This is a genomic window from Crossiella sp. CA198, from assembly GCF_052078295.1.
Lineage (GTDB): Bacteria > Actinomycetota > Actinomycetes > Mycobacteriales > Pseudonocardiaceae > Crossiella.
The window spans coordinates 325,869-344,927 of the sequence record NZ_JBQJIM010000004.1; the positions used below are offsets into that span (position 1 = coordinate 325,869).

Here is a 19,059-nt window from a genome sequence, read left to right on the forward strand (position 1 = left end):
GATGGCCACCACCGACGGGACGCCGTTGACCCTGTACCTGATCAAGCGGCTGGAGCTGGTGAGCCGCTCGCTGCTGGACGACGCGCTGCGTCCGCGCGGGCTGACCACGTTGCAGTACACCGCGCTCACCGTACTGGAGGCGCGGGGCGCGACCTCCTCGGCGCAGCTGGCCCGGCGCTCCTTCCTGCGCCCGCAGACCATGCACGAGATGGTGCTGACCTTGGAAAAGCGCGGCCTGATCCGCCGGGAGGCGCAGCAGGGCAACAAGCGGGTCCTGCTGGCCACCCTGACCGAGGCCGGACAGGAACTGCTCGCCGAGTGCAGGCCGGCCGTGCTGGAACTGGAGCGCGCCATGCTCGAACAGTTCAGTCCTGGCCAGCGCGCGGTGTTCCGCGAGGCCCTGGAACTCGGCATCGGCTCGCTGGCGCCGCTCGCGCGGGAACGCGAGAGCACCGACGGCGGGCGCGACTGAGGACCGCGCCTGGCGCGTCCCAACCGTGACTTGATTCTTCGCCCTGCTTGACTGAATATCAGGGAACCTGACATCTTGGGTGACCTGGTGAGAGGAGCTGACATGACGCTGCTCGGGGATGGAACCTGGGCCGGCCGGATCTTCACCGGCAGCTGGCTGCCCGGATCGGGGCTCGGCTACCCGGCGATCGAACCGGCCACCGGCGCCGAACTGGCCGAGGTCGGTCAGGCCACGGCAGGCGACGTGGTGGTGGCCGCGCAGCGGGCCGCCGTGGTGCAGACCGGCTGGGCCGCGACCCCGGCGGTCGAGCGGGCCGCGGTGCTGTCCCGGGCCGCCGCGCTGTTCGAGGAGCACGCCGAGGAGATCAACGAGTGGGTGGTGCGCGAGTCCGGCTCGACCCGGCTCAAGAGCGGCCTTGAGGTCGCGGCCTCGATCGCCGAATGCCGGGAGGCCGCCGCGCTGGCCACCGCCCCCTACGGTGAACTGCTGCACTCGCCGATGCCCCGGATCAGCATGGAGCGCCGGGTTCCGGTCGGCGTGGTCTCGGTGATCTCGCCGTTCAACTTCCCGCTCATCCTGTCCATGCGCTCGCTCGCCCCCGCCCTGGCGCTGGGCAACGCGGTGCTGCTCAAGCCGGACCAGCGCACCGCGATCTGCGGTGGCGTGCTCATCGCCCGCGTCTTCGAGGAGGCCGGGCTACCGGAAGGGCTGCTGCAGCTGCTGCCCGGCGGCGTCGAGGTCGGCAGCGCGATGATCGACGCGCCCCAGGTGCGGGTGGTGTCCTTCACCGGTTCCACCCCCGCCGGACGCGCGATCGGCGCGCAGGCGGCGAAAACCCTGACCCGCACGCACCTCGAACTCGGCGGCAACAGCGCCCTGGTCGTACTCGGCGACGTCGACGTGGCAGCGGCCGCCTCCTGCGGCGCGTTCGGCAACTTCGTCCACTCCGGACAGGCCTGCATGGCCATCGGCAGGCACCTGGTGCACGAGTCGATCTACGACGATTACGTTGCCCTGCTGGCGAAGAAGGCCGACGCGCTCACCGTCGGGGACGGCTTCCGGGCGGACGTCGCACTCGGCCCGATCATCGACCAGAAGCAGCTCAACCACGTCAAGGACCTGGTCGAGCGCAGCGTCGCCGACGGCGCCCGGCTGGTCGCGGGCGGCACCCACGACGGCCTGTTCTACCGGCCGACCGTGCTGGCCGACTGCACCTCGGCGACCCCGGCCTACCGCGAGGAGGTCTTCGGGCCGGTGGCCTGCGTGCGCCCATTCTCCACTGTGGACGAAGCGGTGGTGCTGGCCGCCGACAGCGAGTACGGGCTGGCGCTCGGCGTGCTGGGCAACGACCTGGCCGCGGCGATGGCCATCGCCGACCGGGTGCCCGCCGGCCTGGTGCACATCAACGACCAGACCTTCAACGACGATCCGAACGCCCCCTTCGGCGGCGTCCGCGCCTCCGGCACCTCCCGGGTCGGCGGCGCCCGCGCCAACCTGGAGTGCTACACCGACACCCAGTGGCTCACCCTGCGCGCCACTGCACCGCGCTACCCGTTCTGACCACTCCCCCGGCGAGTTGGGCCAACTGGTACGCCGGTTTTGCCCAAGCGGGCGTACCAGTTGGCCCAAGTGGTACGAGACAGGAGGTCCCCATGTCGCAGGCACAGGCCGCCGTGGTCGAACAGGCGGGCGGCGCGTTCACCATCCAGGAGGTCGAGCTCGACGCGCCGCGCCCGGATGAGGTGGTGGTGCGGATGGTCGCCGCCGGGCTCTGCCACACCGATCTCAGCGTGCGCGCCGGTGGACTGCCGTTCCCGTTGCCCGGAGTGCTCGGGCATGAGGGCGCCGGGGTGGTGGAGGAGGTCGGGTCGGCGGTCACCCGGGTGACGCCCGGTGATCACGTGCTGCTCACCTTCACCTCCTGCGGACGCTGCGCCGCCTGCCGCGACGGGCACCCTGCCTACTGCGCGACCTGGTTGCCCGCCAACCTCATCGGCGGTCTGCGCGCCGACGGCAGCCACACCCTGCGCCGCGCCGGACACGGGATCGGCGGGCACTTCTTCGGCCAGTCCAGCTTCGCCACCCGCGCGCTGGTCGACGAGCGCAGCCTGGTGAAGGTGGCCGCGGAACTGCCCCTGGACGTGCTCGCCCCGCTGGGCTGCGGCATCCAGACCGGGGTCGGCGCGGTGCTCAACACGCTGCGCCCGGCCTACGGGCAATCCCTGGCCGTCTTCGGTTCCGGGGCCGTCGGACTCGCCGCGATCATCGCGGGCACCTGGACGAACGCGGGCCAGCTCATCGCGATCGACCTGCTGCCACAACGGTTGCGGCTCGCGGCCAGGCTGGGCGCCACGCACACGATCAACGCCGCGGAACAGGACGTGCCCTCGGCGCTGCGCGAGATCACCGGCGGACGCGGCGTGCACAACGCGGTGGAGTCCACCGGCAACACCGGTGTGCTGCGCACCGCGGTCGACGCGCTGGCCGCCCGCGGGGGCTGCGCCGTGGTCGGCGCGCCGCCCTTCGGCGCCGAGGTGGCCCTGGACGTGAACGACCTGATCGCGGGCAAGCGGGTTATCGGGGTGACCGAAGGGGATTCGGAGCCGGAGACGCTGATCCCGTTCCTGGTCGCGCAGTACCAGGCGGGCAGGCTGCCCCTGGAAGAGCTGATCACCGGGTTCGACTTCGCCGACATCAACGCCGCGGCCGCGGCCGTCCACACTGGACAGTCGATCAAACCGGTGCTGCGGTTCTGATCCCGTTCAGGAGTACAGTTTCCGCACCTCGGGCTTGAGGATCTTGCCGGAGCCCGAGGTCGGCAGCGCGCTCACCAACCGCACCGACTTGGGCACCTTGTAGGCGGCCAGCCGGGTGCGCAGGAAGGCCAGCAACTCCAACTCCCGCACCTGCGCGCCGGGCTCGGGCAGCACGATCGCCTTGCCGACCTCGCCCCACTTCTCGTCGGGGACACCGATCACGGCGCAGGCATGGACCCCGGGGAAGGCGTGGATCGCCTCCTCCACCTCGGCCGGGTAGATGTTCTCCCCACCCGAGATGATCATGTCCTTGAGCCGGTCGACGAGGTAGACGTAGCCGTCCTCGTCGACGGTGGCGATATCGCCGGAGTGGAACCAGCCAGCGCGCACCGCGGCGGCGGTTTCCCCTGGCTGGCGCCAGTATCCGCGCATCACGTTGGGGCCGCTGACAATCACCTCGCCACGAACGCCTGGCGGCACCGGGTGGCCGCTGGGGTCCACCACCCGCACGTCGGTGAAGAAGGACGGCACCCCTGCGGAACCGATCTTGTCCTGGGCCCGTGCCGGGTCGAGCAGCAGGGCGCCGGGCGAGGTCTCGGTCATCCCGTAGCCCTGCGCGAAGCCGATGCCGCGGTCGAGGTAGCGCTGGATGATCGGCCTGGGCACCGGGGCCCCGCCGCACAACAGGGTGCGCAGGCTGGCGAGATCCGCCGCGGGCCAGCGCGGGTGCGCCGCGATCGCGGCGAACATGGTGGGCACGCCGAACATCAGCGTGATCCGCTCGCGTTCGATCGTGGCCAGGGCCGCGCCGGGGTCGAAGGCGGAGTGCAGCACCACCGTGCCGCCTTTGAGCAGGGTGGGCAGGCAGATCATGCCCAGCGCGGCGGTGTGGAACAGCGGCGCGGCGATCAGCGCCCGCTCGTCCCCGGCGAGGTCGGTCTCGACCAGGACGTTGACGCTGTTCCAGGTCAGGTTCCCGTGCGTCAGCTGGGCGCCTTTGGGTCGGCCGGTGCTGCCGGAGGTGTACATGATCAGGCAGGTGTCGTCGAGGCTAACCGGGATGTCCGGCGGTTCCGCCGTGGTGCTCAGCAGTCGCTCGTACTCCTCGGCCACCGGGATCAGCCGCAGGCCGGGGTGTTCGGCCAGGGCGGCGACCGTGCCGGCGTGCGCCGGGGTGTGCACGAGCACCGCGGCGCCGGAATCGGTCAGCGCGTGGTCGATTTCCGGGGCGGCGAGCCGGAAGTTGAGCGGTACGAAGACGGCGCCGAGCAGCCCGCAGGCGAAGAGCAGTTCCAGGTACGCCGGATGGTTCGGGCCGAGGTAGGCGACCCGGTCGCCGAAGCGCACGCCCGCGGCGGACAGGCCGTGCGCCAATCCGGTCACCCGCCGGGACAGCTCCGCGTAGGTCAGCTCCCGGTCCTCGTGCCGGACCCCCACCGCTTGCGGGGTCATCCTGGCCCTGCGCGCGGGCCAGGAGCCCAAACCCTGATTTCGCAACGGTTTCTCCTCATGCCCAGGCGGCAGGCTACTCCTTGCCGGGGTCGAAGGTGCTCAGGCCGGGCCGGTAGGTTTTGTCGTCGAGGAACTGGGTGAGCCCCTTGGCCCTGGCCCCGGCGCGGTCGACGAACTGCGACTGGTCGAGCTTGGCGTAGAGGTAGTCCTCGGCCTGCTCCCAGGGCATTTCCTTGGCGATCCGGTAGCCGACCTTGGCCGAGTGCAGCACGGCCTGGTTCATCGAGGCCAGTTTGAGTGCCACCTCCCGGGTGCGCTCGCGCAACCGGTCCCCCGGCAGGGCTTCATTGACCAGTCGCATCTCAGCAGCCCTGCGACCGTCGAAGGACTCGCCGGTCATGATGTGGAAGAGCGCGTCCCGCTGCGGCACGGTCGCGGCGAGGGCCCGGCTGACCACCCCGCCCGGCGGGATGCCCCAGTTGACCTCGGAGAGCCCGAACCGCGCCTGCTCGTCGGCGAAGGCCAGATCGCAGGCGACCAGGGGGGTGAACGCGCCGCCGAAGCACCAGCCGTTGACCATCGCGATGGTCGGTTTGCTCCAGTGCGCCAACCGCTTCCACTGCCATTCGGCACTGGCCCGGCGCACCTTGAGCTGCACGGCGAGGCTGCCGGTGGCGTCGACCTCGCGGAAGTACTCCTTGAGGTCCATGCCGGCGGAGAACGCCTCCCCCGCGCCGGTGAGCACCAGTACCCGGCAGCGCTCGTCGGCCTCCAGGTGGTCCAGCACGCGGACCATCTCGTCGTTGAGCGTCGGATTCATCGCGTTGCGCTTCTTCGGCCGGTTCAGCATCACCCAGGCAATGCCCTGATCGAAGCTGACCTCAACAGTGTTCCCCCACGGTTCGGGCACGACCGGCGGGGAGTCGGCGGGGATCGCAGTGCTCATCAGCTCACTCCTACATCTCAGGAACCCTGAGATAGATGTAGCAAGCCAAACCCACCCCCGTCAAGCAAAGGCCACCGACCCGACCGGACACCGCCGAATTGGCCCAAGTCGTACGCATAGTTGGCCAAAGTGGGCGTACGACTTGGGCCAACTCGACGGCGGAGGCCTGCTCAGGCGTGCCAGACTGTGCCGCGCCGTTCGTACTCCAGGATCTCCTCGGCCGCGAGCGCGACCTGGGCGCCGGCGTAGCGTTCGACCAGCCACAGCGCCACGTCCAGCCCCGAGGTCACCCCGCCGCCGGTGATCAGGTCGCCGTCGTCGACCACCCGCGCGTTGACCACGGTGGCGCCGTGCGCGGCGAGATCGGCCTTGGCCTTGCCGTGGGTGGTCGCGGTGCGGCCGCGGGCACGCCCGGCCGCGGCGAGCACCATGACCCCGGTGCAGATGCCTGCCAGCGTCGTGCGCACCCCGGCCAGCCTGCCGAGGAACTCCTTGTCCCGCATCAGTTTCCGGACCCCGGGCCTGGGCTGACCGGAGGGCGGCAGGTGGTAGCCACCACCGGGAACCACCAGGACATCGGCCAGCTCCGGCGACCAGCCACCGGGAACCTCCACCCTGGTCTGATAGGTGCAGGTGATCATCCCGGGCGCGCCGGTGGTGACCATCAGCGGCGGCGCGATCGCCCCGGCGCTGAGTTTCGCCGCCAGGCCAAGCACTTCCACCGGCGCGATGAAGTCCTGCTCCTCCACCCCCTCGAACATCAGCACCTGGAACCGCACCGGTTTCGCCGCCGGGGACCCGCCTGCCACGGCGGTACCGGCCGAGGCGGCAATGCCGGCCGAAGCACGCAGGAAAGCTCGTCGCTGCATCGGAACTCCCGAGGGTGGGGACCGTGGCGGCGGCATCTCATCGTCACCGACCGCGGCCGTGCCCGGCTATCGCCTGACGTGGCCGGTACTCGCCACGCGAGGAAGAGAGAACCTTGCCGCACAACAACACCGGGGTATCCTGCGCCTCGGCCTGCCCGTTCGTACCCAAGGATGTGGCTGAACAGGCAGCCCCGGCCATGACCTGTCGTGGATCCGCACCCATCGGTGAATAGTGCCGACCTGATCTTATAGGCAACCTTCCGCCAAAGGAGCCGTCTTGTCCTCGACGATGAGCGCCCGCCCACTGCCCGTTCCCCGCGAGGACGTCTGTCCGTTCGGGCCTGCCCCCGAGGTGGCGGAGCTGCGGGCACAGACCCCGGTGGCCCGGGTCACCTGCCCGACCGGCCTCGAAGCCTGGCTGGTCACCCGCTACGCCGACGTCCGCGAAGTGCTGGGCGACCCGCGGCGCTTCAGCAGCCGCTCCGGCGCGGCCGGGCACATCCTCGCCAACATGCCGCCCGACTCGCCCGTCGAGCAGGGCGACTTCTTCAAGATGGACGGGCCCGAGCACGTCCGGTTCCGGCGGGTGTTCGCGCCGGCGATCACCACCGTGCGCCGGATCGAGGAGTTCCGGCCGATGGTGCGGCGCACCGCCGACGAACTGCTGGACGGCCTGGCCGGCGAGACCGGGCCGATCGACCTGCACGAGCGGTTTTCCAAGCCGCTCACCTCCTCCGTGATCGCCGAGCTGCTCGGCGTGCCCTACGCCGACCGCGCCATGTTCCAGCGCGTCGCCGAGACCCTGTTCAGCGGCGAGACCGACGTGGACGAGCTGAACGCGGTGCGGTTCCCGCTGTACGACTACGTCGCCGACCTGGCCCGGGCCCGGCGCAGCGAGCCCGGCGAGGACGTGCTGAGCGTGCTGGTCACCCGTGGCCGGGAGCACCAGCAACCGTTCAACGACCTGGAACTCACCAAGATGGCCGTCGGCCTGCTCGTCGCCGGCTACGACACCACCGCCAGCTCCATCACCTACGGCGTGCTGGCGCTACTGGCCAACCAGGCCCAGTTCGACCGGCTGGCCGCCGACCCGGCGCTGGCCGCTGGCGCCGCCGAGGAGCTGCTGCGGTTGCTGAGTGTGGGCGCGGGGCTGCTGCGGGTGGCCACCGAGGACACCGAGATCGCCGGCCAGCCAATCGCCGCCGGCGAGTACGTGGTCGTCGCCGTCCAGGCGGCCAACCACGACCCGGCGCAGTTCCCCGAACCGGAGCAGCTGGACATCGAGCGGCGGACCACCAGCCACCTCGGCTTCGGCCACGGACCGCACCAGTGCGTTGGCCAGCAGATCGCTCGCCTGGAACTGACCACCGCGCTGGCCACCCTGCCCCAGCGGGTGCCGACCCTGCGACTTGCCGTGCCGCAGGAGGAAATCCGGTTCAAGGCCGACACCACCGTCTACGGCCCGACCGCCCTCCCGGTCACCTGGGACGAGATCCGCCCGGCCTGACCGGCGGGGGATCATCCAGCCGGTCGGGTGGTTTTTCTGGACGCCTGACGGATGCGGAGAGCGCGCGCTGCTGGCGAGGCTGGCCACATGAGGAAACGAGTGGGAATGCGCGTCCTGATCGGTATGGCCGCGTCGGCGATCGCGATCGGCACCCTCGGCGCCCTGCCGGCCTACGCGGCCACCGAGGTCAGTGCCTTCGACTGCACCAACCCGGTCTGGCAGGACAAGTACTTCGCCGCGGACTGGTCCTCGGTCGAGGTGGCCGGCGGCGAGGCGCTGTCCGCGCTCAAGGTGTGCGATGGCCCGCTCGACGCCGTGGCACGCAGCGGCGGGTTCCCGGCTGGAGCCCTGGTCGCGGACCGCGAATTCGCCGCGGTGCGGTTGGTGGTCGAGGGCGAGGACGCCGGTTCCTGACCGGCGCCGATCAGCAGGGTCACCGTGTTGGCCGCTGTCGTACGACTCTGTTGGCCGTTCTGGACGGCGAGTTGGGCCAACTGGTACGCCGATTTGGCTCAAGTGGGCGTACCAGTTGGCCCAAGTGGTACGGGGGTGCGGATCACGCCGCCGACCGCACGGCCGGTCCAGCGGTCAGCGAGGCCGGCACCGCGGTGCCGCCTCCGCGGCGGCGGGCAGCACCGCCAGCGAGACGGTGATCGCCAAGGCCGCAGCGGCGTTTCTCTTGCCTCGCCTGGCTTCTCCGTTCCCGGCTCAGCCCGCGGTGACCGCGCCGGAGCGCAGTTCGGTGTCTCCCGGCACGGGCTCGGCAGCGTCGTGCCCAAGGGCGAGCACGGCGTTGGACCCGTCCACGTGCACCACGCGCGAGCGGTACCCGGCACACTCGGCGTCCTCAACGTCCACATAGGACAGAATGATGACCAGGTCGCCGGGCTGCACCAGGTGCGCGGCGCCGCCGTTCATGCCGATGACCCCGCTGCCCCGTTCACCGGTGATGGCGTAGGTGATCAGCCTGGCCCCGTTGGTGACGTCCACGACGTGCACCTGCTCGCCCTCGACGATGCCCGCCGCCGTCATCAGGTCCTCGTCGATGGTGACCGACCCGACGTAGTGCAGGTCGGCCTGGGTGACCGTGGCGCGGTGGATCTTCCCGCCCAACATGGTCCGTCGCATGTGCTTGTCTCCCAAGCTGTTCGCGCGGTGATCTTGGCCCGCAGGCGCGGCAGATCAAGAGTTAGCACCGGGAGACACTCAGCGGCGGCCGAGCGGGTTTTCGAGGCAGGGCAAGGGGTACAAACGGGCAATCGGGCCGGTCAGTCCTCGACCGCGGTCAGGTCGCCGGGCATGACCGTGGCGATCAGGCCCGCGACGAACCGCGGCACGTCCTCGGCGGCGAGCACCAGTCGCGGTTCGTGGTGATCCGAGCCCTGGAAGATCTCCACCGACCGCACGCCCGGGTCATCCGCCGAACCCGCGACGCCGATGATCGTCCAGTGTCCGTGTTGCGGCCGGGTGTTGGCGAAGTGGCTGAATTCCGGTTCTGCGCTACTCACAACTGCTCCTGTGCGGGCGGGGCGGGCAGGTCGAGCCCCTGCGCCCAGCTGCGTTCCTGGCCACGCCGGGCAATCCGCCAGCCCTGCGGCGTGCGGACGTACTCGTCGGTGTACCACATGCCCAGCAACGCGACCTGCTGCTCAGCGCCCGGCAACACGATCGAGTTCAGGCACATCAGCCGCCCAGTGGCCCGGTCGCCGTCAACCCGGATGTCCAGGTTCCCGTTCAGGTGCTGGGTGGCCGGGAACATCGCCAGGCTCTGCGCGAGCCATTCCTTCATCTCGGGGAAATTGCCCGCGATGCCGCCGAAGGCGGTGTAGTCGATATGCGCGTCCGCAACAAAAACCTCGTCCAGGGCGGCGAAATCCTTGCTGTCGATCGCGGTCGAGTACGCCGTCAACAGGCTCTGGATCTCCAACCGGTCGGAGATCTCCTGAATGCCGAGCACCTGGCCTCCTAGAACACAAGATCGGTTACTCCGACCATCATGCTCGCTGAGACAGCGCGGATCACTGTACAAAAAGACAAGAACAGGTGGAAGATCGGGCAGGAGCACGGTTTCCGCGCGGGCCACCGTTGTACTCCGCGAGGTGGTCCAGCTCGACGTAGGCGGTGAACCGCGGGATGCAGCCGGGATCGGTCTTGATCTCGTACTTCAGGTTCAGTGGCACGTAGACGTGGTGGGTGGTGTAGAGCATCCGCTTTCTGATCAGCTCGGTGTTCTCGCCGTGGCAGAGGCTCCCGTCGCTCTTCCACTGGTTGACGTACAAGGTGAACGCCGGCACGGGCACATGCAGTGTCCGGTCGGCGAACTCGACCGAACCGTCGACCAGGGTGAAGTGCCGGTCGTCCTCGCCCAGCGACTTCGACCTGACCTGCGCGGTGCAGGTGACCGTCGCGTTGACCCCAGGGTGCACGAGGAACCGGGTGGTCAGCTGGATGTCCTCCAGGTCCGGCAGGCCGACACCGCCACACCGAAGATCAGGGACAGGGCCCGTCGCACGTTTCTCTTCCTCCCCAATGGAAACCCGTGTGATGCCGCGACCATAGGACCCGGCCACCGGTGTCCGTGGGGCGAATCGGGCCCTACTCCCCCGATCGGCCTATCAGCCCAGACCGGTCATGTCCCACAAGCGCACGGAGTTGTCCATCATCGCGGTGGCCAGCGTCTGCCCAACCGGGCTGTACGACACGCTGGTGGCAGAGCTGCCAGGCCCGATGGGATCACCGCGCGGTTCCCGGCTGGCCACATCCCACAGCTGCACCCCCTGCCCCGCGCTCGCGGTGACCAGTCGCTTGCCATCCGAGCTGAACGCGAGGCTCATGGCGCTGTTGTTGATGGGCTCGCCGAGCCGTTGACGGCTGGCCACATCCCAGAACTGCGTGGTGAGGCCCGAGACCGCGCAGGCCAGGATGCGGCCGTCCGGACTGAACTCCAGGCTCTGCACAAAACCGGGCGACCCGAGGGAAAGCTGGCCAAGCTGCTGGTAGCTGGTGGCATCCCACAGTCGCACCGTGTTGTCCACGCTTGAGGTAGCCAGCACCCGGCCGTCGGCGCTGAACGCCATGGCGACCACGCCGGAGGTGTGACCGACGAGCGGCTTGCCCACCCGCTGGTGGCCGGCCACGTCCCACAACCGCACCTGACCACTGACCTCCCCGACTGCCAGCAGACGACTGTCCGGGCTGAACTCCACGGCCATGGCGAAGATCGGCATCCCGCGCATGCCTTCGGTCTCGCTGAAGGACTCGCCGAGCTGCTTGCGGCTGGCCACATCCCACAGCTGCACCCCGCGGCCCGATGGTGCGACGGCCACGGTGCGCCCGTCCTGGCTCACCGCCACCCCGTTGGTGTGGCCGGTGGCGAGGGTGCCCAGCTCCCGGTGGTTCGGTGCGTCCCACAGCCGAACGGTCTTGTCCGCACTCGCCGTGGCGAGGATCTGACCGTTCCCGCTGAACCTCATTCTCGTGATCATCCCGGTGTGGCCCGACAGGGTGCCGGTCTCGCGTGCCTTGGCCGGTGGTGCCAGCGGGTTGCCCGTCGCAGGCAGCGCGCCACTGTCGGTCAGCCAGCGCACCAGGACCAGCGCGACGACCAGCAGCACCGCGCCCGCGGCCGCACCGATCAGCAGCACGCGCGGACTGCGCCACCCGTGGTGATGGACGCCCCCGGAAATGGTGTGCGCCAGCACCACCAGGTCCGTCTTCCCCGACACCGTCAGCTGGTTGTCCACCTGATGGCCCGCGGGAACAGGCGAGTCGGCTGCTTCGCCTGCTCCTGCTGGGACGTCGGCCACCCGCATCGCCCCCGGTCCGTGACGCCTGGACACGGCGACAACGCCGCGTCCCCGCTGTCACGTTTCCAGGACAGCACGATCCGGTCCACCGGAAGAAGCATTCGGCCTACACCTTGACCAGAGAACCCACCCACTGCTCGACCGTCTCGGCGGTCCGCCCGGAATCCTCCTTGGCCAGTGAGAAGTGGTCCGCGTCAATGGTGCGGACCTCTCCCGCGGGCACCGCCGACTCCGGCAATTCGCCAACCGTGTTGCCGTCCAGATCCCGCCCGCAGCGAACCAGCAGGCGCGGCACGGTGGATTCCAGGACGTCGATGGTGGCGAGTTTGCTGAACCAGTGGGCCATCGCGGACAACCGGGCGGTGGACAGGGTGATCGGCGAGGAACCGATCTTGTCCAGGTAGTAGTTGGTCATCTGGCCGAAGTCGCTGCCCTCGCCGTCGTGGCGGACGCTGAGGGTGTCCAGCATGACCACGCCCTCGGGCCGGATGCCCCAGACCTGTTCCAGCACACCGGCCGCGGCCAGCGCGATGGAGCCGCCGGAGGAGTGGCCGAGCAGGACGAAAGGCTGGCCCTCACTGGCTTCCAGGGCGCTTTCGACGACCGCGCGGACGGCGGCGTCGCCGGTGGCGGGGAGGTGTTCTTCGTCGGCGAAGCCCATCAGGGGCAGCGCGCTGACTCGCCTGCGGCCGCGGAAGTGGGCGGCGATGCGGGCGTACTGGTGCACGCCGCCGGTGATCACCGGGGAGCTGACGCAGATGATGGTGGGGGCGGTGGGGCCGTCGGCGAGGATGGTGGCCTTGGACAGGGCGACCAGGTCGGCTGGGCTGTCGAAGGTGGGGCGGAGGTTGGCGACCGCCTTGAGCATGCCCAGGCCCTCGCGGACCTTGCCGGTGTGCACGGCGTCGGCGAAGAGCTGGTCCAGGGTGTCCGCGGCGCCGCCGCCACCGGAGTTGCCGTTGCTGGAACCGCCGCCCACGCTGACGGATTCGGCGAGTTCGGTGCGCAAGCGCTGGGCCAGGGCGACCGGGGTTTTGGTGTCGAAGACGACCGTGGAGGGCAGGCGCAGGCCGGTGACGTCGGCGAGTTTGTTGCGCAGTTCGACCGCGATCAGGGAGTCGAAGCCGGATTCCAGGAAGCCGCGTTCCGGGTCCAGGCCGGCGCGGTCGTGGTGGCCGAGCAGGGCTGCTGCGTGGGTGATCACCAGGTCGCGCAACAGTTCTTCCTGGCCGGTGGCGCCCAGGGCACGCAGGCGGTCGCGCAGGCCGGAGGGGGCGGGAGTGCCCGCGGCGGCGGAGCGGCGGCCGCCCTGGATGATGCCGCGCAGCAGGGCCGGGACGGCGGTGGACTGGCCTGCCGCGCGTTTGCCGACCTTGATCGGGATGATCAGCGGTTCGTCGGATTCGGTTGCCGAGTCGAACATGCGCATGCCCTGCTCGGTGGAGATCTCGGGCAGGCCGGAGGAGTCGATCCGGCGGACCTGACCCTCGTCCAGGCCGCTGGTCAGCTCGCTGCGTTCGGCCCACAGGCCCCAGGCCAGCGAGGTCGCCGGCAGGCCCTGGTCGCGGCGGTGCGCGGCCAGGGCGTCCAGGAAGACGTTGGCGGCGGCGTAGTTGGCCTGGCCGGGGCTGCCGGTCACACCCGCCACCGAGGAGAAGAGCACGAACGCGCTCAGTTCGCGGTCGCGGGTGAGTTCGTGCAGGTGCCAGGCGGCGTCCACCTTGGGGCGCAACACCTTTCGCAGCCGCTCGGGGTCGAGTTTGGTGACCACGCCGTCGTCGAGCACACCGGCGGTGTGCACCACGGCGGAGAGCGGGTGCTCGGCCGGGATGCCGTCCAGGACCGCGGCGAGCGCGTCCCGGTCGGTGATGTCGGCGGCCACGATGTCCACGTCCGCACCCGCCTCGATGAGGTCCTGGCGGAGCTGGTCGGCGCCGGGGGCCTCCGGGCCGCGGCGGCTGACCAGCAGCAGTCTGCGCACGCCGTGCTCGGTGGCCAGGTGTTTGGCCAGGGCGCCGCCCAGGGTGCCGGTGCCGCCGGTGAGCAGGGTGGTGCCGGTGGGGGCGAGGCCGCCGCGGATGGTGAGCACGACCTTGCCGATGTGCCGGGCCAGGCTCAGATGCCGGAAGGCCTCCTTGGCGCGGCGCACGTTCCAGCGGGTGACCGGCAGCGGCCGCAGCTCGCCCTGGTCGAACAGCTCGATCAGGCTGCGCAGCAGGCGCTGGATCTCCTCGGGGTGCACGGTGCCCAGGTCCATCGCCCGGTACCAAACGCCGTCGAGGTCCTCGGCGGTGCGGATGTCGGTCTTGCCCATCTCCACGAACCGGCCGCCCTCGGCGAGCACCCGCAGCGAGGCGTCCACGAACTCGCCGGAGAGCGCGTTGAGCACCACGTCCACGCCGCGTCCGCCGGTGACCGCGCCGAAGCGGGCGGCGAAGTCGGTGTCCCTGGAGTTGGCGATGTGGTCCTCGGCCACGCCCAGTTCGCGCAGGGTGTCCTGCTTGCCCGCGCTGGCGGTGGCGAAGACCTCCGCGCCCAGGTGCTGGGCCAGCTGGATGGCGGCCATGCCCACGCCACCGGCGCCCGCGTGCACCAGGATCGATTGGCCCGCACGCAGTTCGGCCAGGTCGACCAGGCAGTGGTAGGCGGTGAGGAAGGCGATCGGGATGGAGGCGGCGGTTTCCTCGGTCCAGCCAGCCGGAATCGCGGTCAGGAAGCGTTCGTCGGCGGCGACCGCGTGGGTGCCGAAGCCGCCGGTGACCATGCCGAAGACCCGGTCGCCAACGCGCAGTTCGGTGGCCTCGGGGCCGATCTCGACGACCTCGCCCGCGGCCTCGGCGCCGAAGGCTCCGGCCTGGCCGGGGTACATGCCCAGCGCGTTGAGCACATCGCGGAAGTTCACGCCAGCCGCGGTGATCTTGACGCGGATCTCGCGGCCGGTGAGCGCGCGTTCGGCGTCCGGATTTGGTGCCAGGACAAGGGCGTCCAGGCTGCCGTGGCCGGTGGTGTCCAGGCGCCACGGGCCTTCGGCGGGCGGCAGCAGGCCGGCGCCGGAGGCCAGGGTGGCCAGGCGGCCGACCCGGATCGCGCCGTCGCGGACCAGGGCCTGGGTTTCGCCGTCCGCCAGGAGGCTGGGCAGGCCGGGCAGGACGGCGGCCGAGCTGTCCTCGGTGTCCAGGTCGATGAGCAGGAACTTGCCGGGGTGTTCGGACTGGGTGGAGCGGACCAGGCCGTGGATCGGCGCGGCGGCCAGGTCGCGGACCGGGTCGTCGGCGCCGCCGGAGACGGCGTTGCAGGTCACGAACAACACCCGGGTGCGGGCCAGCGCGGCGTCGGCGGTGAGGTGCTGGATGATCTCCAGGGCCTGCGCGGTGAGCTGGTGCGCGGTGCTGACCACCTCGGCGCCGGGGTTGCTTTGCAGTGGTACGACCAGGATTTCCGGGACGCTGCCCGCGAGGTCGGCCAGGGTGTCCACGTAGGTGGTGGCCCGGCCGCCGATCAGTTCGATGGCCGAGGCCAGGCCGAAGATGTCGCCGCCGAGGATGGCCCAGCTCGCCTCGGTCGCACGCAGTTCGGTGCTCAGCGGGGCCCAATCCAGGCGGAACAGGGATTCCTGCTCGTCCCGGGCGACCGGGGCGGCGGTGCTGACCGCCGCGGCCGAGCGCAGCACCAGCGAGGCCGCGGAGAACACGGGCGCGCCGGTGGTGTCGGTGGCGGTCAGCGAGACGGTGTCCGAACCGGCCTCGGTGAGCCGCACCCGCAGCCGGGCCGCGCCCGCGGCGTGCAGGCAAACCTGGTTCCAGGTAAAGGGAAGCAGGCGGCTGCCGGGGTCGGGGTTGGTGGCGAAGGGGACGGCGTGCAGGGCGGCATCCAGCAGGGCGGGGTGCAGGCCGAAGCCGCCGTTGTCCTCTTCCGCGCCGGGCAGTTCGACCTCGGCGTAGACCGCGTCCTTGCCCAGCCACACCGACTGCAGGCCACGGAACTTGGGGCCGAACTCCAGTCTGTCGTAGAAGCCTTCCAGCGCAACGGGTTCCGCGCCCGCGGGCGGCCACTCGGCGAGCCGCTCGGGCTCGGCGACCGGTTCGGGGCTGAGCATCGCGCTCGCGTGCCGGGTCCACGGGGTGGCGGCGTCGCCGGCGGGTCGGGCGTAGATGCCGAGTTCGCGGCGGCCATCGGCGTCAGGGGCGGCGATGGTGAGCTGGATGGTCAGGGTGTCGGTGGCCCGCAACAACAACGGCACGGCGAGGGTGAGTTCCTCCACCGTCGGGCAGTCCACCAGGTCACCGGCGCGCACGGCGAGTTCGAGGAAACCGGTGCCGGGCAACAGAATCAGCCCACCGACCACGTGGTCGGCCAGCCAGGGGTGTCCGGCCAGAGAAAGTCGGCCGACGCAGACGACCTGCTCGCCGCCCGCCGGTTCGACCACAGCGTCCAGCCAGGGGTGGTCGGCGCGGCCGAGTCCGGCGGCGGTGACGTCCACCGCACTGGTGGCGGCGGCGCGCGGCCAGTGGCGGCTGCGCTGGAACGGGTAGGTGGGCAGGGAAACCTTGCGTGGCTGGGCGGCGGTGAAGGCCGGATCCCAGTCGATCTGGACGCCGCGCACGTGCGCCTCGGCGAGGGAGGTGAGCACCCGGCGGGTGCCGCCGTCCTCTCGGCGCAGGGTGCCGACGCCGAGCAGGGTTTCGCCGGTGTCCTCGCCGATCTCGGTGATCGCCGGGGTGAGCACCGGGTGCGCGCTGATCTCGATGAAGGTGCGGAAGCCCTCGCCGATGAGCTGGCGTACGGCCGGGTCGAAGCGGACCTCGCCACGCAGGTTGTGGAACCAGTGCTCGGCGGTGAAGTCGGGTCCGGTGACCCAGGCGCCGGTGGCCGGGGAGAACAGCGGGATCGTCGGCGTGGTCGGCCGCAGATCGCCCAGCTGGGCCAGCAATTCCTCGCGGATGGTCTCCACCTGCGGGGAGTGCGAGGCATAGTCCACGCTGATCAGCTTGGCCTTGACACCGTCCGCGATCAGCGACTCGACCAGGGATTCCACCCCGGCGACCGCACCGGAGATGATCACCGAGCGCGGGCCGTTGACCGCGGCCACCTCGACACCGTCGAGTGCGGCCACGCGTTCGTGGACCTCGTTGGCGGGCAACGGGATCGCGGCCATCGCGCCGAGTCCGGACAGCCGCCGGGCAATGGCGGCGCTGCGCAGCGCGACCACCCGGGCGGCGGGGGGCAGGTCGAGTGCGCCCGCGATGACCGCGGCGGCGAGTTCGCCCTGGGAATGCCCGAGCACCGCGTCCGGCCGTACGCCGTGCTGCTGCCAGATCGCGGCGAGCGCGACCATGATGGCGAAGGATGCGGGCTGGACCACGTCAACGCGGTCCAGGGTGGCGCTGTCCACGTTGCCGCGCAACACATCCGTGAGCGACCAGTCGGTGTGCGGGGCGAGCGCGGCCGCGCATTCCTCGATCTTGGCGGCGAACACCGGCGACTCGTCCAGCAGCGCCTTGCCCATACCGACCCACTGCGCGCCCTGGCCAGGGAAGACGAAGGCGATCCGACCGGTTTTGCCGGTGGATCCGTTGACCAGCGCGGGATTCGGCAGTTCGTCGAGCAGTGCGCGCAGTCCGGCGGTCAGCTCGTCACCGTCGCCGATGACCACGGCGCGGTGCTCGAAGCGGCTGCGGGTGGCGGCCAGGGAGTAGCCGAGGTCCACCGGGTCGCCGGGGTGGTCCAGGAGGCGTTCGGCCTGGGCGCGCAGGGCTTGCGGGCTGCGGCCGGAGAGCAGCCAGGGCAGTGCGACGGGTTTGACCGGGGGCGCTTCGGCTTCGGCGGGCTCCTCGGCCGGGCCCTGTTCGAGCAAGATGTGCGCGTTGGTGCCGCTGATACCGAAGGAGGAGATGCCGGAGCGGCGCGGCCGTCCGGTGTCCGGCCACGGGGTCTGCTCGGTGAGCAGGCGGACCTCGCCCGCGGTCCAGTCGATGTGGCTGGACGGGGTGTCCACGTGCAGAGTCTGCGGCAGCACACCGTGCCGCATCGCCATCACCATCTTGATCACACCGGCCACGCCCGCGGCGGCCTGGGTGTGGCCCAGGTTCGACTTCACCGAGCCCAGCCACAGCGGGATCTCCCGCTCCTGCCCATAGGCGGCGAGCAGCGCCTCGGCCTCGATCGGGTCACCGAGCCGGGTGCCGGTGCCGTGCGCCTCAACGGCGTCCACATCGGACGGAGTGAGTCCGGCGGCGGCCAGCGCGGCCCGGATGACCCGTTGCTGGGACGGACCATTCGGCGCGGTCAGCCCGTTGGACGCGCCGTCGGAGTTCACCGCGGACCCACGCAGCAGCGCGAGAACCTGGTGCCCGTTGCGGCGCGCGTCAGCCAGGGTTTCCACCAGCAGCAGACCAACGCCCTCGGACCAGCCAGTGCCGTCCGCGCCCTCGGCGAATGCCTTGCACAGCCCGTCCGGCGCGAGCCCGCCCTGCCGGGTGAACCCAGCGAAGCCCATCGCGGTGGACATCACGGTCACCCCACCGGCCAGCGCGAGCGAACACTCCCCCGACCGCACGGCCTGGGCCGCGGAGTGCAGCGCGACCAGGGAGGAGGAGCAGGCGGTGTCAATGGTGACCGCCGGGCCCTCCAGGCCGAGCACGTAGGCGATCCGGCCGGAGACCACGCTCGCGGCCAGCCCGGTCCCGGCGTGTCCGGCGACGTCCTCGCCGCCGCGCAGCACGAGTTCGGAGTAGTCCTGCCCGTTGGTGCCCACGAACACGCCGGTCTTGCTGCCCCGCACCGCGTGCGGGTCGATACCGGCCCGTTCGAAGGTCTCCCAGGCAGTCTCCAGCAGCAGCCGCTGCTGCGGGTCCATCGCCAGGGCCTCGCGAGGTGAGATGCCGAAGAATCCGGCATCGAAATCGGCCACCCCGGTGAGGAACCCGCCCCGGTCGGTAGCACTGTGCCCCTCGCCGTCACCGCTGAGAATCCGCAGGTCCCAGCCCCGGTCGGTGGGGAACGGCGCCATCACGTCGGCCCCGTCGGCCAGCACCTGCCACAGGTCCTCCGGCGAGGCGACCCCGCCGGGGAACCGGCAGGCCATGCCGACGATCGCGACGGGTTCCTGCCTGCCGCTCTCCAGCTCCTCGAGTCGCCGCCGGGTGTCGTGCAGATCGGCGGTTACCCACTTGAGGTAGTCGACGAGTTTGCTGTCTTCCGGCATATGGTTTCGACCCTTCCCGTGGGACCTGCGTGGCAAGTCTTGGGGGG

14 protein-coding genes and 1 pseudogene are annotated in these 19,059 nt (G+C 70.8%); 5 read left to right on the plus strand and 10 right to left on the minus strand.

All coding sequences use genetic code 11. The features are described 5' to 3' along the window. Window position 1: 1 nt before the first annotated feature. The 3 genes from ACTOWY_RS08600 to ACTOWY_RS08610 all read left to right on the plus strand — a co-directional run bounded on the left by ACTOWY_RS08600 (window position 2) and on the right by ACTOWY_RS08610 (window position 3,228). Window positions 2-472, plus strand: a complete 471-nt coding sequence (locus ACTOWY_RS08600) for a MarR family winged helix-turn-helix transcriptional regulator (protein WP_441309073.1) — start codon at window positions 2-4, stop codon at window positions 470-472. Window positions 473-574: 102 nt separating this feature from the next. Next, entirely contained in the window at window positions 575-2,032 is a 1,458-nt protein-coding gene (locus ACTOWY_RS08605; protein ID WP_441309074.1) for an aldehyde dehydrogenase family protein, read from the plus strand. Between the two features lie 92 nt (window positions 2,033-2,124). Then, the gene (locus ACTOWY_RS08610) at window positions 2,125-3,228 is read left to right on the plus strand and encodes an NAD(P)-dependent alcohol dehydrogenase (protein WP_441309075.1); all 1,104 of its coding nucleotides are present in this window, start codon (window positions 2,125-2,127) and stop codon (window positions 3,226-3,228) included. Window positions 3,229-3,234: 6 nt separating this feature from the next. On the opposite strand, the gene ACTOWY_RS08615 is transcribed toward ACTOWY_RS08610, so the two are convergent. The 3 genes from ACTOWY_RS08615 to ACTOWY_RS08625 all read right to left on the minus strand — a co-directional run bounded on the left by ACTOWY_RS08615 (window position 3,235) and on the right by ACTOWY_RS08625 (window position 6,495). Next, the gene (locus ACTOWY_RS08615; RefSeq protein WP_441309076.1) at window positions 3,235-4,680 is read right to left on the minus strand and encodes an acyl-CoA synthetase; all 1,446 of its coding nucleotides are present in this window, start codon (window positions 4,678-4,680) and stop codon (window positions 3,235-3,237) included. Between the two features lie 73 nt (window positions 4,681-4,753). Beyond that, entirely contained in the window at window positions 4,754-5,626 is an 873-nt protein-coding gene (locus ACTOWY_RS08620; protein WP_247765066.1) for a p-hydroxycinnamoyl CoA hydratase/lyase, read from the minus strand. 170 nt (window positions 5,627-5,796) lie between these two features. Further along, window positions 5,797-6,495: a DJ-1/PfpI family protein gene (locus ACTOWY_RS08625; protein ID WP_441309077.1), complete on the minus strand. Its 699-nt coding sequence runs from the start codon at window positions 6,493-6,495 to the stop codon at window positions 5,797-5,799. Window positions 6,496-6,772: 277 nt separating this feature from the next. Here ACTOWY_RS08625 and ACTOWY_RS08630 point away from each other — a divergent pair, with 277 nt between their 5' ends. Then, window positions 6,773-8,002: a cytochrome P450 gene (locus ACTOWY_RS08630; RefSeq protein WP_441309078.1), complete on the plus strand. Its 1,230-nt coding sequence runs from the start codon at window positions 6,773-6,775 to the stop codon at window positions 8,000-8,002. A 105-nt stretch (window positions 8,003-8,107) separates the two neighbouring features. Then, window positions 8,108-8,416, plus strand: a complete 309-nt coding sequence (locus ACTOWY_RS08635) for a hypothetical protein (RefSeq protein WP_441309079.1) — start codon at window positions 8,108-8,110, stop codon at window positions 8,414-8,416. 294 nt (window positions 8,417-8,710) lie between these two features. Here the strand turns inward: ACTOWY_RS08635 and panD are convergent, their stop codons facing one another. The 7 genes and pseudogenes from panD to ACTOWY_RS08670 form a co-directional block, all read right to left on the minus strand. Beyond that, window positions 8,711-9,130 carry an aspartate 1-decarboxylase gene (gene panD / locus ACTOWY_RS08640; RefSeq protein ID WP_441309080.1) on the minus strand — a complete coding sequence of 140 codons (420 nt, stop codon included), beginning with the start codon at window positions 9,128-9,130 and terminating at the stop codon, window positions 8,711-8,713. 140 nt (window positions 9,131-9,270) lie between these two features. Beyond that, window positions 9,271-9,510, minus strand: a complete 240-nt coding sequence (locus tag ACTOWY_RS08645; RefSeq protein WP_441309081.1) for a hypothetical protein — start codon at window positions 9,508-9,510, stop codon at window positions 9,271-9,273. Further along, complete coding sequence (locus ACTOWY_RS08650) at window positions 9,507-9,959, minus strand: nuclear transport factor 2 family protein (RefSeq protein ID WP_441309082.1); 453 nt, start codon at window positions 9,957-9,959, stop codon at window positions 9,507-9,509. The genes ACTOWY_RS08645 and ACTOWY_RS08650 overlap by 4 nt, the downstream gene beginning before the upstream one ends. 61 nt (window positions 9,960-10,020) lie before the next feature. Further along, entirely contained in the window at window positions 10,021-10,428 is a 408-nt protein-coding gene (locus ACTOWY_RS08655; protein WP_441309083.1) for a hypothetical protein, read from the minus strand. Window positions 10,429-10,617: 189 nt separating this feature from the next. Beyond that, a complete protein-coding gene (locus tag ACTOWY_RS08660; RefSeq protein ID WP_441309084.1) occupies window positions 10,618-11,727 on the minus strand; it encodes a WD40 repeat domain-containing protein in 1,110 nt (369 codons plus the stop codon). 187 nt (window positions 11,728-11,914) lie between these two features. After that, a complete protein-coding gene (locus ACTOWY_RS08665) occupies window positions 11,915-13,237 on the minus strand; it encodes an alpha/beta fold hydrolase (protein WP_441309132.1) in 1,323 nt (440 codons plus the stop codon). A gap of 87 nt (window positions 13,238-13,324) precedes the next feature. Beyond that, window positions 13,325-19,048, minus strand: a pseudogene (locus ACTOWY_RS08670) (SDR family NAD(P)-dependent oxidoreductase); the annotation flags it as partial. Window positions 19,049-19,059 lie beyond the last annotated feature (11 nt).